We start from the raw sequence: 12,584 nt of genomic DNA, 5'->3' as shown, positions 1-12,584 counted from the left end.
AAAATGCATCTAATTTATTGTAAATTAAATAAAAAGTGATAAATTTATTTAAATTCAAAGAGTCGATATATTGCTTTGCATAATGATAGATTTATTAGATATTCAGCATAATTCTATATTGATCATTTTAGCTTGATCTTCAAAAACATATTTCAAAGCTGGACAGCTCCCTAAAATAAGTCATTCATATATAAACTTATTTTAGGGTAGCATAGTGTATTAAGACAAAAGGTGAGTATTTGAATTAAAACTAACACCATTGGTTTTCGCTAAGTATAAAGCTTGATCTGCTTGCTGAAGAACCTCATCGCTAATGGAGTCTTTTTCTGAAACAGACACACCACAACTGGCTTTTAATGCAACATTTTTACGATTTGCCTTTAGCACATTTTTATTGACTACATTGGTGAGGCGATCTGCGATGCCAATTGCTTGATTTTGAGTCACGTCGCCTAAAATGATAATAAATTCAGATTCACTATAACGACCCACTAAATCTGTATCACGAATATGATGTGTTAGTTGTTGTGCTGTTGCAATCAAAGCTTTATTTGCAGTCTTTTGGTTATATTTTTCTTTAACTTGCTTAAAATTATCTAGGCTTAATAAAATAATACCAAAATTTGACTCAGGTTGCGGAGACAGCTCTTTCAGATAATTATTTATAGCAAATTGATTGTAAATACCCGTAACAGAATCTATTTCTAAATGATTATCGGGCTGATTTTTTCCCATTAATTTTGAAATAAAAGACGTCTTCAATACTTGATTGAATAATGAATGAATTCTACGGCGTCTGTTTGAATATACCTTATTTCGCATCTTTTTCTACCCATACGCTCGATTTTTATTGTGTTACGTTACAAATGTAGCAACTTATTTGGGTAGATTCAAATTAAAGTTTATATAAATTATTGATAGATATATTCATTATAGTCAAAATTGTGATGAGTTTTTCAGTAAAAATGAATAATTATTTGGTCTTAGGGTGGATAAATAATCTATTTAAAATATGCTTATAATAAAGCGTATTAATTAAATTAAATTAAAAATAGATAAAATATTGATTTTAAAAAAATTATATTTTTTGGTTTTATAAAGGAACTTATTTTTTTAATAAAAAATATTTTTGTAACATATTTTATTTAAAATTTTGATATAAACAATGTTGAAAATAAAATGATATATAAATATATGATTTATATATCACAATTTTTAATTAAAATATTATAAAGATCAGCTTCTCCATTATTAATCACGATCAAGGTGATGGGCAAATTCAGCAATATCTGCAAGTGAACGTTTTGCTTCATCAAACCACGGACTAAACATTTGGAAATTGTGCCACATGCCTGTATAGAGCTTGTAAACAACCTTAACATGTGCGGCTTTAGCTTTTTCTTCAAAACGTTGCGCATCAGATAAAAGAATTTCTTTTGAACCAATTTGTACTAATGTCGGAGGAAGTCCTTCGAAATCTCCAAAGATAGGTGAAAGAGGGGATAAAGAACGATCTAAATGTTGAGGAACGTAATATTCAATGCCTGTTTCAAGTGCTTCTATGGACAATAATGCATCATGTTTTTGGTTATAACGTAGCGACTCGCCTGTGAGTGTTAAGTCTAAAAAAGGTGACATCAACATCAGCCCACTAGGAAGTTGATGTTTATTCTCTTCTTTTATTCTCAAAGCCAGTGCTAAAGCTAAATTTGCACCACACGAATCACCTGAAATAATAATATCTTTAGGCAAAATGCCTTGGGAAAGAAGTTGTTGATAAACATCATAAATCGCATCTCCTGCCTCAGGAAAGCGATTTTCTGGTGCAAGTGGATAATCTAAATGCAAGATTTGCATCTGAGTTCTGGCAGCGATTTCTGATAAAAATGCACGATGTGTATTTAAAGAACCCACAAAAAAAGCACCACCATGAATATGTAAGATCATTTGTGTGGAATGTGCTTGAGGTTTGATTTCTTCTGCACGAATACCTGCGACAAGTAAGGTTCGAATTTGAACATCTTTACGCTGAGGAAAAATACGGGAAAGTTGTTCCATCCCAAAGCGTACTATGGTTGGTGGAAGATCAAAGCGGCTGGGATATTTAAAGCTCGCTTTCAAAATCGATTCTGTAAAATATTGTTTCAGTACAGGATTAATCTTCATGTTTCTTCCATTTTTTTGAAATTCAATCATTATTTTTGTGGATTTACCAACAATTCTTACAAGGGTACACTATATAGTCACAGACAAAAATTGCTAATTGGCTGTAAGTTTTTAATACTATATAGTGTCATAAATGACTAGGGAAAACAAAACAATGAAAAAAATTGCTCTTGCACTGGGATTACTATCTGCAACAGTTTTCGCAAATGCTGCAGATCCATTAAATGGAACTGTGTGGAAAACAATTGACGATACAACGAAACAACCTAAAGCAGTTGTGAAATTCACAGAACAGAAAAATGGAACGCTGAATGCAACCATTCAAAATGTGTTAACACCTGGCGAAGAAAATGCTTGTGTTAAATGTGAAGGTCCTTACCACAATAAGTCTTTAAAAGGCGTAACCATTGTGACTGGATTGAAGAACGTTGGTGGTAAAAACTATGATAATGGTTCTATTCTAGATCCAAAAAATGGTAAGACTTATAAATTAAAAGCAGAGCTCGCTGGTAACCAATTGAAATTGCGTGGTTATATTGGTATTGCTGCGCTTGGTCGTAACCAAACTTGGGTTCGTGCGAATTAATCGAATTCTCCTGTACAAAAAAACCCGATCAATTGATCGGGTTTTTCATTTTCAAAATCTATTACTTCAACGCTTTGATTTTGTCTTCATCAAAACCAACTACATATTCACCATTTTGATCAATCACAGGGCGTTTAATTAAACTTGTATGTGCAGTTAATGCTTTAATTAGCTCTTCTTGGTTTGAAAGGGCAAGTTGTTGCTCTTGTTCGCTGAGTTTTTTCCAAGTTGTGCCTTTTTTATTTAAAAGAATATCTTGTGGAATCTGTTTTAACCAAACTTTGATCGTTTCTGCATCGATCCCTTGTTTCTTGTAGTCGTGAAATTCGTAGTTCAAACCGAGTTCGGTCAGTAGGTCAAAAGCCTTTTTCATTGAGTTACAGTTTTTGATTCCATAAATTTTAAGCATGTTTAAACCTAAGTATTTAATTGTCTGATTTGACTGAAAGAATAGCAAAATTGCCAATGAAAAATGTATGAGAATGGGTAGTATATTTTAACGAATGTAGCGATTGTCATAAAGCTTTCATATTTTAAGCTTAAATTTTAGATAAATGAGCATAGCAAAAGAAATAGCTAAATTGAAAATCGTTATTTTTATGAAATGATGGCTTAAAAAAGAGAAAGCCCGCATCAAATCATCCTGATTATGCGGGTCTCAGTACAACGTCCAATGTCACATCCTTGGAAAACAAATATAAAATATTTATTTTCTTTTCATCCTACGGCGTCCTATCCTTTTGCTGTCATCCTGACAATGTCCCTGTGCCGTGAAGCTATAATGCTCTTATTTGCATGATGAAAATATAAGATAACACGACAAGTTTTGTAGGAATTTGACGCACATTGAGTTTACATATGTAAACTCAATGTGCGGTTTTTAGAAAATTATATTGTATAATCAATGACCACAGGTGCATGGTCACTATACCATTCATCTTTATAAACCCATGCATTAACAGTACGCGCTTTCCAATCTGGTGAACACGCTTGGTAATCAATACGCCAACCGACATTTTTCGCACGTGCTTGTCCACGATTTGACCACCAAGAATACACTTCAGCTTCTTTACGGACTTCGCGGAACGTGTCGACATAGCCTAAATCATCATAAATATGATCTAACCATGCGCGTTCATGCGGTAAACAACCAGAAGATTTTTGGTTCCCTGACCAGTTTTTAATATCAATGCGTTTATGCACAATGTTGTAGTCGCCACAAACGATGATGGATTTATCTTCATCACGCCATTGTTTTAAAATTTTTGTATATTCTTCTAAAAAGTGATCTTTACGTGCTTGAGCTTCATCACCAGATGAACCCGAAGGTAAATACAAAGAACAAATATGTACAGGCTTGTCTAAACCTAGATCAAACTCAGCGGTAATAAAACGACCTTGTGAGTCTGCAAGTTCAAACCCTAAGCCATTTTGCACAGATTTAAACGGTAAGCGACTATAAATCGCCGTGCCTGCATAGCCTGATTTTTCAGCAGGGAATAAATGGGTAAACCAACCTTCGGGTTTAAATTTATCTGTCCATTGCTCATGGGTAATGCGACTTTCTTGTATGCAGATTACGTCTGCATCTGACTTTTCCATCCATTCAAGAAGTCCTTTGGTAACCGATGAACGTAGACCATTTACGTTGATTGATACGACTCTTAAAATTTTTTGATCACTTGGATAGCTACTCTTTGGTATCATGTGCAGTCATAACCTCAATGTATGAATTTTTGGAGCACCTCATGTCAACACCAGCTCAGTTTAACCCACAAGCTTTTATCGAACTCGCATTATCACGAGGTGTGCTTAAATTTGGTGAGTTTACTTTAAAATCAGGTCGTGTGAGTCCTTATTTTTTTAATGCTGGTTTACTCAATGATGGTGAAGCATTATCGCTTTTAGCTCAAGGTTATGCCGATAAACTTACACAATGTAACAATGTTGAAGTGATTTTTGGCCCAGCTTACAAAGGCATTCCTTTTGTTGCCGCAACAGCAGTAGCATTGTCACAAGTGCATGGTATGAGTGTGCCTTGGGGTTTCAACCGTAAAGAAGCCAAAGACCATGGTGAAGGCGGCGTGTTGGTGGGTGCTTCGGTAGAAGGCAAAAAAGTTTGGATCATTGATGATGTGATTACTGCGGGAACTGCGATTCGTGAAGTGGTGACTATTCTTAAAAATGCAGGTGCAACCATTGCCGGTGTATTGGTGGCTTTAGATCGTCAGGAAAAAGGTCAAGGACAGTTTTCTGCCATTCAAGAAGTGCAAAAAGAATTAGAAATTCCTGTGCATGCACTGATCACGATGCGAGATTTAATGGATTATCTAGAATCGAAAGGTGAAACAGAAGCTTTAGCAAAAATGGAAGCTTACCGTGTGAAATATGGTGTATAAGTTTTAAAATTAGCTAAAATAAGGAGCATCGGCTCCTTATTTTTATGATTCATTTAAAAATGGATATCAATCTTCAATGTTAATTTTAGTGATCATTATCGCTGTTATTGCTCTTGGTATATTTTTTGCCAAACACGTCGATCAACGACGTTGGCAACGCTACCAATTTGAACGGGATATGTATTTTCGGCAGCATCCATTTCAATGGAAAGGTTTAGAACAATTTGAATTGGTTTTAAACATGAATGCTAACACGCAAAAAAAATTGATCAATGAACTGATGTTAAGAGCATCTGAAACAGGTTATTTAAAAAAGGCACGGGTACAACGTGAGCCTGAATGTGCAAATCAGCAATATTCAATTAAAGTGATGATCCAAGATTTAACCATTGGTCGTTTAGAAAAAAGGTATGCTGAATTATTGGGAGAAAACCTACAAAAAACGGATTTTGAAACGGGACGCCCGATTGAATTAAATGCTGAAATTATTGTTTTTGAAAAAGATGATGTTGATTTAGGTTGCCGAGTGAGACTCGATTTACCACGAGATCCGCGAATTGCGGATCGATATATCATCGAAAATATCAAACAGAAAAAAAACCAGTAAGGCCAATATCATCCTAAATGATTTGGCAATTGATATTTGTCTTTTGCGATATGCTTATGATCTGCATAGGTATTTACAATTCGATAATGTTCAGTATCCTCAATAACAAAATCTAATAGATAGATTCGTGCAGGCCGCTTTGTTACAAATAGTGCAAGCAGTTGATTGTTCTGCCTTAATATTTTAATTTGAATAGAAAAATCTAAAGTATTTTGAAACTGTAAATCTTTATAGCCATAAACTACACTAGCATCACTGCCTAACGGTGTAAATCGCTCATGTTCCTGATAAATATCAACAGAATGAGCATGTCTTTCAATGATCCTTAAACCTGTTTTTAATGCATTGATATAGAGCAAACAAGAGACTTGGCAGATCCCGCCGCCAATATCTTCAGTGACTTTTCCTTGAACTAAATTACGCCCTATTTTATATCCATTTCTTTGTGTAGGTGCTTGGACTAAATGCCAAAAAGAAAAGATTTGATTGGGTTCAATCACTAAGCCATGTAAGGCCTGAATGGTTAAATCAATGTTATGCGTTTTATTGTCAAAATATTGATTTACCTTAATTTCTTGTTGTGTTGAAATTTGATATTGAGTTTGCCAAGACTGTTCATGCTTTAAAGCAAAATTGTGCTTAGAAAATAAATGCTCACGACAATACCTACGCAGCAATTGATAAAGTAATTTCCATGATTTGGGTAAATACTGTTTCATACTCTTTCCTTTTTTCTTATTGAACACATTATTGTTTTTCTAAAACCACCACCAAGTAAGAGGCATATTCTTTAAATAATGAACGACAAATCAAGTGATCTAAATGTCTAAATATGGGACGTAAAGTGTTGGGAATACGATGAATTGGAAAGAATAAAAAGCCCTGACTTGTGCTAATTTTCCATTGTGGAGCAATCATTTTTTCAATATCCAACAGTGTCATTTGATTGGCTGCATGCCAATCTTTTTGTTGATGTTTAACGATTTTTCGGCGTTTAGCAGATGGAAAATCGAAAATAAGCTTTCCACCATATTTAAGTTTTTGATGTGCCTGATCGAGAAACTTTTGTGTTGTTTCAATATCTTGATGCATGATGACGTGAAAACTATAAATTACCTCTAAGACATCATTTTCAATCGGAATATCTGTCAAACTTCCTTCTAAAAGTATTTTATGGGGATATTTTTGCGCAGCCATTTTCAACATTTCAGGGCTGAAATCTACCCCATAATATGCGTAATCAAGTAAGCGTCCTGTTCCACAACCGATATCCATGCATTTTTCAGAAGGAACATCTTTTAATATTCGAGAAAGAAAACTTCTTTCTTGCTGGTCTAAGTATTGTCCATAGCTATTGTTAAAACGGTTGTCATCGTAGTTCTGAGCAAGTTCATTGTAATAGGTTTTAATCTCGGATTGATGATTTGAATTAGGCATAAAATCACTCATGTATTACATATCTTCGGTTGTTTATTTTTTATAAAACTGACGTATGGTTTTTGCCAATACCTACAATATTGAAATCTTAGGTGTTTAGATAAAGTACAATACATATTCATTCTACAGTAGAAAAATTGCTATGTAGTTAACGTTTTTAAACTGGATAGTCTACGGTGCTTTGTATTTAGGTGTAATTTGGACGTATTTAGAAAGATTTAGCACATTTTATATTGACGTCACTTTATTCCTAATCATCTAAACTTTCTTCAAAACAATCACATGTCTTACAGTTCAACACCATGCCCAACTTTTCTTTGCGTCCTTGTTCAGTGAGTACCCACGGGCGGTTCTGCCAAGGTGGTGTATGACGGACATGTTGTGTATGACCGCAGGCCAGATCAGCAACCCAATGTTGTTCATCATCCAAATGAAAGCCAATAATTTTTTGTTGCATATCGTTATAACTTCTTCACAATAATTGCGAACAGTTTAGCGAAATTTAGAAAAAGAAAACCAGAATCTCCGCTATACTGCGTGTAATCCAAAATTTTATAAGAGCATCAATATGCGCGTACTTGTTGTGATGGATCCCATCGAAAATGTAAACCTTAAAAAAGACTCGACTATGGCTATGCTTTGGGCAGCTTCACGCCGTGGACATGAGCTAGGCTATGCATTGCAACAAGACTTATATATCGATCAAGGCAAAGCTTTTGGTCTTATTTCACCGTTAAAAGTATTTGAAGATTACAATCATTATTATGAGCTGGGTGAAAAAACCAAAGAATCACTCGCCTCTTATGACGTCATATTGATGCGTAAAGATCCACCTTTCGATATGAATTTTGTCTATACCACTTATATTTTAGAACAAGCAGAACGTGAAGGCTCGTGGATTATTAACAAACCACAAAGCCTACGTGACTGTAATGAAAAACTTTTTGCAACACAATTTCCAGAATTACAAGTTCCAACACTCGTCACGTCACAACAAAGCCTAATTCGTGAGTTTTTGAAAGAACATGGTGATGTGATTGTGAAACCTTTGGATGGTATGGGTGGAATGGGCATTTTCCGACTTTATCAAGATGGCGTAAATATCGGTTCAACCATTGAAATTTTAACTGAAAATGGTACGCAGCCAATCATGGCGCAACGCTATATTCCTGAAATTGTGGATGGTGATAAACGTATTTTGATGGTTAATGGTGAAGCTGTAGCTTATTGCTTAGCACGTATTCCTCAAAATGGGGAAGTCCGTGGTAATTTGGCGGTTGGTGGTTTGGGTGAAGCTCGTCCATTGACTGAGAATGATAAAGCGATTGCAGCAAAAGTTGGCCCATTCTTAAAAGAGAAAGGTTTGGTCTTTGTTGGTCTGGACGTGATTGGAAATTATGTGACTGAAATTAATGTGACAAGTCCGACCTGTATCCGTGAAATTGATGCTCAGTTTGGGACATCGATTGCGGATGATTTATTCGAAGTCCTTGAAGCAGGAAAGTCTGTTTGATTTAAACAGTCATTTTAAATGATTTTAAAGTTATAAATTTCAACTAAAACAAGATGGAGTCTTAAAAAGGCTCTGTTTTGTTATCAAAGCGTTAAACAAGTGAGAAATATAAAAAATAACGAATAGTTAAACAATTTTTAGCAGATTAATGATAAAAGTAGTTTAAACTCTCAAATCAGTAGAAAAAAACAATGAAGCGCTTAGTGAAAAAAAGTAAATAAACTTTTCCCCTATAGCTGTTTGTGATTACAATTGGTTTTTTAAATATTCGTTAACATTTATTTTTGAATTGAAGAATTAGACCGTGACCAAACCTCAGCAAAGCACACCAAAACACGTCATGATGATGGCGGCAGGGACAGGTGGACATGTATTCCCTGCACTTGCAGTTGCAAAAGAATTGCAACAACAAGGCTGTCAAGTGTCTTGGTTGGCGACACCAACAGGCATGGAAAATCGGTTATTACAACAACATGATATTCCGATTTATCAAATTGACATCCAAGGTGTTCGAGGTAATGGCATCATTCGTAAATTAGGTGCTCCATTTAAAATTTTAAAAGCGACACTTAGCGCGATGCGCTATATGAAACAGCTCAAAGTGGATGCCGTTGCAGGTTTTGGTGGTTATGTTGCAGGGCCGGGTGGTTTGGCTGCACGTTTATTGGGTATTCCTGTGATTATCCATGAACAAAATGCTGTAGCAGGATTTACCAATACGCAACTTGCGCGTGTGGCAAAAATTGTGTGTGAAGCTTTTCCGAATACATTTCCAAAAAGTGAAAAAATTGTGACGACGGGCAATCCAGTACGTGCTGAAATCACAGCAATTTATAACCCATCTTTCCGCTATAAAGAGCGTGAAAATGCAGGTGAGCCGTTACATGTACTGATCGTTGGTGGTTCTTTGGGTGCGCAAGCGCTGAATGAGTGTGTGCCACAAGCTTTAAAACAGCTCAATGTACCATTGAAAGTATTTCATCAGTGTGGGCAAAACAAACAAGAAACAACCCAAGCTTTGTATGCCGATGCACCTGAAACCTTACAAGTTGAAGTGCAGCCATTTATTGAAAATATGGCACAAGCTTATAGCAATGCAGATTTAATTATTTGCCGTGCAGGTGCGTTAACCGTCACTGAAGTGGCAACAGCAGGTGTAGCTGCGGTTTTTGTTCCCTTGCCAAGTGCAGTGGATGATCACCAGACTGCCAATGCAAAATTTTTAGAGAAAACTGGTGCTGCAAAAATTTGCCCGCAAAGTAGCATGACGCCAGAGTCGTTAAAGGATTTACTCATTCCGTTGATGAATCGTCAATTACTGATGGAAATGGCGGTAAAAGCTCGTCAACAAGCTCAACCAGACGCAACAGCGCGTGTGGTTGGTTTAATTCAAGATTTGTAAGTTAGAGTTGATTATGTCTCCAACAAGCCCAGCTGATAAAGCAAAAAGCCTGATTAAAATTCCTGAAATGCGTCGTATCAAACATATCCATTTTGTGGGTATTGGTGGCGCAGGGATGTGTGGTATTGCAGAAGTGTTGAAAAACCAAGGCTATAAAGTTTCGGGTTCAGACATTAAAGCATCTAAAACAACTGCAAAACTTGAAGAAAATGGGATTCGAGTCTTTATTGGTCATACTGCAGAAAATATTAAAGATGCAAACGTTTTAGTTGTTTCAACAGCGATTGACCCTGAAAACTTAGAAGTTAAAGCGGCCATTGAAAACCGTATTCCAGTAGTACGCCGTGCGGAAATGCTCGGTGAACTCATGCGCTACCGTCATGGAATTGCAGTTGCAGGAACACATGGTAAAACCACCACAACAAGTTTAGTGACTTGTATGTTGGCGGAAGAAAATATGGACCCAACTTACGTGATTGGTGGGTTGCTGAACCGTACAGGTGTCAATGCCGCATTGGGTGCGAGTCGTTTTATTGTTGCAGAAGCAGATGAATCTGATGCTTCATTTTTATACTTAGAGCCTATGGCTGCGATTGTAACCAATATTGATGCAGATCATATGGATACCTATGGCGGTAGTTTTGATGTTTTGAAAGATACATTTGTAAAATTCTTACAAAAAATGCCGTTTTATGGTCTAGCTGTAGTTTGTGGTGATGATGCAAATATTCGAGAAATCATGCCACGTATCGGTCGTCCAGTGGTCACTTACGGTTTTAATGAAGATAACGATATCCGTGCTATAGATATTGACCAAACAGGTATGCAATCGGGCTTTACCGTATTGCGTAAAGGTCGTGAGCCGTTACGTTTAACGATCAACCTACCAGGCTTGCATAATATTTTAAATGCACTTGCTGCCATTGGTATTGCGACAGACGAAGGTGTATCTGATGCTGCGATTGCACGTGCATTGGAAAGCTTTAGTGGTGTTGGACGCCGTTTCCAAGTTCAAGGTGAGTTTGAACTGGGTGAAGGGAATGTCAAGTTGGTGGACGATTATGGTCATCATCCAAAAGAAGTTGAAGCAACAATTAAAGCTGCACGTGCTAGCCACCCTGATCGTCGCTTAGTGATGATGTTCCAACCCCATCGTTATAGTCGTACACGTGATTGTTTTGATGATTTTGTAGATGTGTTGTCACAAGTTGATCAATTGTTATTGCTAGAGGTTTATTCTGCAGGTGAGAAACCGATTGTTGGTGCAGATAGCCGTTCATTGGCACGCAGTATTCGCTTACGCGGAGAAGTTGAGCCTATTTTGATTGATCCTGTAGAAGGTAATTTACAGCATGCGATACAAAAAGTGTTACAAGCGAATGACTTGTTATTAACACAAGGTGCGGGTAACGTTGGAGCAATTTCGCTAGAATTGGCGCAGAACCAACTTTATTTAAAATAATGAATTCGGTTGAGCGCATAAATCATGTGCTTAATCTCGTAATTTGAATTGACTAACTTATAAGTTTAAGGATTTAAACGTGTCAAATGCTTCTAAATTCGGCAAGGTAGCGGTATTGCTTGGTGGTAAATCTGCTGAGCGTGAGGTGTCATTAGATAGTGGTAAAGCTGTACTAGAAGCATTATTACGTTCGGGTGTGAATGCGGAAGGCTTCGATCCGAAAGAGCGTAGTGTGACAGAACTTGTAAACTATGATCGTGCATTTATTGTTTTGCATGGCCGTGGTGGTGAAGATGGTCAAATCCAAGGTGCATTGGAATGGATGAATGTACCTTATACAGGTACAGGTGTGCAGGGTTCTGCCATTGGTATGGACAAAGTTAAAACCAAGCAAATTTGGCAAGGTTCTGATTTACCAACAGCGCCGTATCGTATTATCAACAAAGATTCAGATTTAAAAGAAGTCATCGACAGTCTTGGTTTACCTTTAATTATCAAACCTGTGCATGAAGGCTCAAGTGTTGGTATGAGTAAGGTTGAAAAAGCTGAAGATCTTGCTGCGGCTATTGATAAAGCGACTGTGCATGATGCAGTGGTTATGGCTGAAAAATGGATTACAGGTCGTGAATATACGATTTCATTCTTGAATGGTTTGCCTTTGCCAGTGATTCGTTTACAACCACCAGCAGACGTTGCTTTCTATGATTATGAAGCGAAATACACTCGCAATGATGTGGAATATGGTATTCCATGTGGTTTGAGTGAGTCTGAAGAAAAACGTCTACAAGAATTGTGTTTACGCGCTTTTCAGGCTGTAGGTGCAAGTGGTTGGGGCCGTATCGACGCAATGCTTGATGAGCAAGGTCATTTTTGGTTATTGGAAGTGAATACTGTTCCAGGTATGACCAGCCATTCCCTCGTACCAAAAGCGGCGAAAGCAGTGGGTTATAGCTTTGATGAATTATGTGTTGCTATTCTTGAGCAAACCCTAACGGAACAAGCACACTAAGTT

Annotated in this window: 14 protein-coding genes; 7 read left to right on the top strand and 7 right to left on the bottom strand. The window is 36.8% G+C overall.

Annotated features, from left to right (window positions below):
* Positions 1–219: 219 nt before the first annotated feature.
* Both CDA10_RS13420 and CDA10_RS13415 read right to left on the bottom strand, forming a co-directional pair.
* Complete coding sequence (locus tag CDA10_RS13420) at positions 220–822, bottom strand: GGDEF domain-containing protein (protein ID WP_089606087.1); 603 nt, start codon at positions 820–822, stop codon at positions 220–222.
* A 429-nt stretch (positions 823–1,251) separates the two neighbouring features.
* On the bottom strand, positions 1,252–2,166 hold the full coding sequence (locus tag CDA10_RS13415) for an alpha/beta hydrolase (RefSeq protein ID WP_089606086.1): 915 nt from the start codon (positions 2,164–2,166) through the stop codon (positions 1,252–1,254).
* 154 nt (positions 2,167–2,320) lie between these two features.
* Here CDA10_RS13415 and CDA10_RS13410 point away from each other — a divergent pair, with 154 nt between their 5' ends.
* A complete protein-coding gene (locus CDA10_RS13410) occupies positions 2,321–2,752 on the top strand; it encodes a DUF2147 domain-containing protein (protein ID WP_010112304.1) in 432 nt (143 codons plus the stop codon).
* Between the two features lie 61 nt (positions 2,753–2,813).
* Here CDA10_RS13410 and CDA10_RS13405 read toward each other — a convergent pair whose 3' ends face one another.
* Together CDA10_RS13405 and CDA10_RS13400 are read right to left on the bottom strand one after the other, a co-directional pair.
* Positions 2,814–3,161, bottom strand: coding sequence for a Spx/MgsR family RNA polymerase-binding regulatory protein (locus CDA10_RS13405; RefSeq protein WP_089606085.1), 348 nt, complete (start codon positions 3,159–3,161; stop codon positions 2,814–2,816).
* A 479-nt stretch (positions 3,162–3,640) separates the two neighbouring features.
* Positions 3,641–4,459 (bottom strand): exodeoxyribonuclease III, encoded by an 819-nt coding sequence (locus CDA10_RS13400; protein WP_089606084.1) that lies wholly within the window; start codon positions 4,457–4,459, stop codon positions 3,641–3,643.
* Positions 4,460–4,500: 41 nt separating this feature from the next.
* Here CDA10_RS13400 and pyrE point away from each other — a divergent pair, with 41 nt between their 5' ends.
* Both pyrE and CDA10_RS13390 read left to right on the top strand, forming a co-directional pair.
* Positions 4,501–5,151, top strand: a complete 651-nt coding sequence (pyrE, locus tag CDA10_RS13395; protein WP_089606083.1) for an orotate phosphoribosyltransferase — start codon at positions 4,501–4,503, stop codon at positions 5,149–5,151.
* Between the two features lie 76 nt (positions 5,152–5,227).
* Positions 5,228–5,758, top strand: coding sequence for a hypothetical protein (locus CDA10_RS13390; RefSeq protein ID WP_089606082.1), 531 nt, complete (start codon positions 5,228–5,230; stop codon positions 5,756–5,758).
* Positions 5,759–5,766: 8 nt separating this feature from the next.
* On the opposite strand, the gene CDA10_RS13385 is transcribed toward CDA10_RS13390, so the two are convergent.
* From CDA10_RS13385 to CDA10_RS13375, 3 genes are all read right to left on the bottom strand, one after another.
* Positions 5,767–6,477: a VanW family protein gene (locus CDA10_RS13385; protein ID WP_089606081.1), complete on the bottom strand. Its 711-nt coding sequence runs from the start codon at positions 6,475–6,477 to the stop codon at positions 5,767–5,769.
* Between the two features lie 28 nt (positions 6,478–6,505).
* On the bottom strand, positions 6,506–7,195 hold the full coding sequence (locus CDA10_RS13380) for a class I SAM-dependent methyltransferase (RefSeq protein WP_089606080.1): 690 nt from the start codon (positions 7,193–7,195) through the stop codon (positions 6,506–6,508).
* Positions 7,196–7,445: 250 nt separating this feature from the next.
* A complete protein-coding gene (locus CDA10_RS13375) occupies positions 7,446–7,652 on the bottom strand; it encodes a DUF3565 domain-containing protein (protein WP_089606079.1) in 207 nt (68 codons plus the stop codon).
* Positions 7,653–7,763: 111 nt separating this feature from the next.
* On the opposite strand from CDA10_RS13375, the gene gshB reads away from it, so the two are divergent.
* The 4 genes from gshB (at position 7,764) to CDA10_RS13355 (ending at position 12,581) form a co-directional block, all read left to right on the top strand.
* A complete protein-coding gene (gene gshB, locus CDA10_RS13370) occupies positions 7,764–8,708 on the top strand; it encodes a glutathione synthase (RefSeq protein WP_089606078.1) in 945 nt (314 codons plus the stop codon).
* Positions 8,709–9,012: 304 nt separating this feature from the next.
* Positions 9,013–10,110: an undecaprenyldiphospho-muramoylpentapeptide beta-N-acetylglucosaminyltransferase gene (gene murG / locus CDA10_RS13365; protein WP_089606077.1), complete on the top strand. Its 1,098-nt coding sequence runs from the start codon at positions 9,013–9,015 to the stop codon at positions 10,108–10,110.
* Positions 10,111–10,123: 13 nt separating this feature from the next.
* On the top strand, positions 10,124–11,572 hold the full coding sequence (gene murC / locus CDA10_RS13360; protein ID WP_089606076.1) for a UDP-N-acetylmuramate--L-alanine ligase: 1,449 nt from the start codon (positions 10,124–10,126) through the stop codon (positions 11,570–11,572).
* 79 nt (positions 11,573–11,651) lie between these two features.
* Positions 11,652–12,581, top strand: a complete 930-nt coding sequence (locus tag CDA10_RS13355) for a D-alanine--D-alanine ligase (protein WP_089606075.1) — start codon at positions 11,652–11,654, stop codon at positions 12,579–12,581.
* The last annotated feature ends 3 nt before the right edge of the window (positions 12,582–12,584 follow it).

This window comes from Acinetobacter piscicola (assembly GCF_002233755.1).
Lineage (GTDB): Bacteria > Pseudomonadota > Gammaproteobacteria > Pseudomonadales > Moraxellaceae > Acinetobacter > Acinetobacter piscicola.
The sequence above is the reverse complement of the archived record's forward strand: the minus strand, read 5'-3'. Positions and strand labels throughout refer to the sequence as shown.

Coding starts and splice junctions, on each gene's coding strand:
- CDA10_RS13420 (WP_089606087.1), bottom strand. CDS start 822: ATGCGAAATAAGGTATATTCAAACAGACGCCGTAGAATTCATTCATTA.
- CDA10_RS13415 (WP_089606086.1), bottom strand. CDS start 2,166: ATGAAGATTAATCCTGTACTGAAACAATATTTTACAGAATCGATTTTG.
- CDA10_RS13410 (WP_010112304.1), top strand. CDS start 2,321: ATGAAAAAAATTGCTCTTGCACTGGGATTACTATCTGCAACAGTTTTC.
- CDA10_RS13405 (WP_089606085.1), bottom strand. CDS start 3,161: ATGCTTAAAATTTATGGAATCAAAAACTGTAACTCAATGAAAAAGGCT.
- CDA10_RS13400 (WP_089606084.1), bottom strand. CDS start 4,459: ATGATACCAAAGAGTAGCTATCCAAGTGATCAAAAAATTTTAAGAGTC.
- pyrE (WP_089606083.1), top strand. CDS start 4,501: ATGTCAACACCAGCTCAGTTTAACCCACAAGCTTTTATCGAACTCGCA.
- CDA10_RS13390 (WP_089606082.1), top strand. CDS start 5,228: ATGTTAATTTTAGTGATCATTATCGCTGTTATTGCTCTTGGTATATTT.
- CDA10_RS13385 (WP_089606081.1), bottom strand. CDS start 6,477: ATGAAACAGTATTTACCCAAATCATGGAAATTACTTTATCAATTGCTG.
- CDA10_RS13380 (WP_089606080.1), bottom strand. CDS start 7,195: ATGCCTAATTCAAATCATCAATCCGAGATTAAAACCTATTACAATGAA.
- CDA10_RS13375 (WP_089606079.1), bottom strand. CDS start 7,652: ATGCAACAAAAAATTATTGGCTTTCATTTGGATGATGAACAACATTGG.
- gshB (WP_089606078.1), top strand. CDS start 7,764: ATGCGCGTACTTGTTGTGATGGATCCCATCGAAAATGTAAACCTTAAA.
- murC (WP_089606076.1), top strand. CDS start 10,124: ATGTCTCCAACAAGCCCAGCTGATAAAGCAAAAAGCCTGATTAAAATT.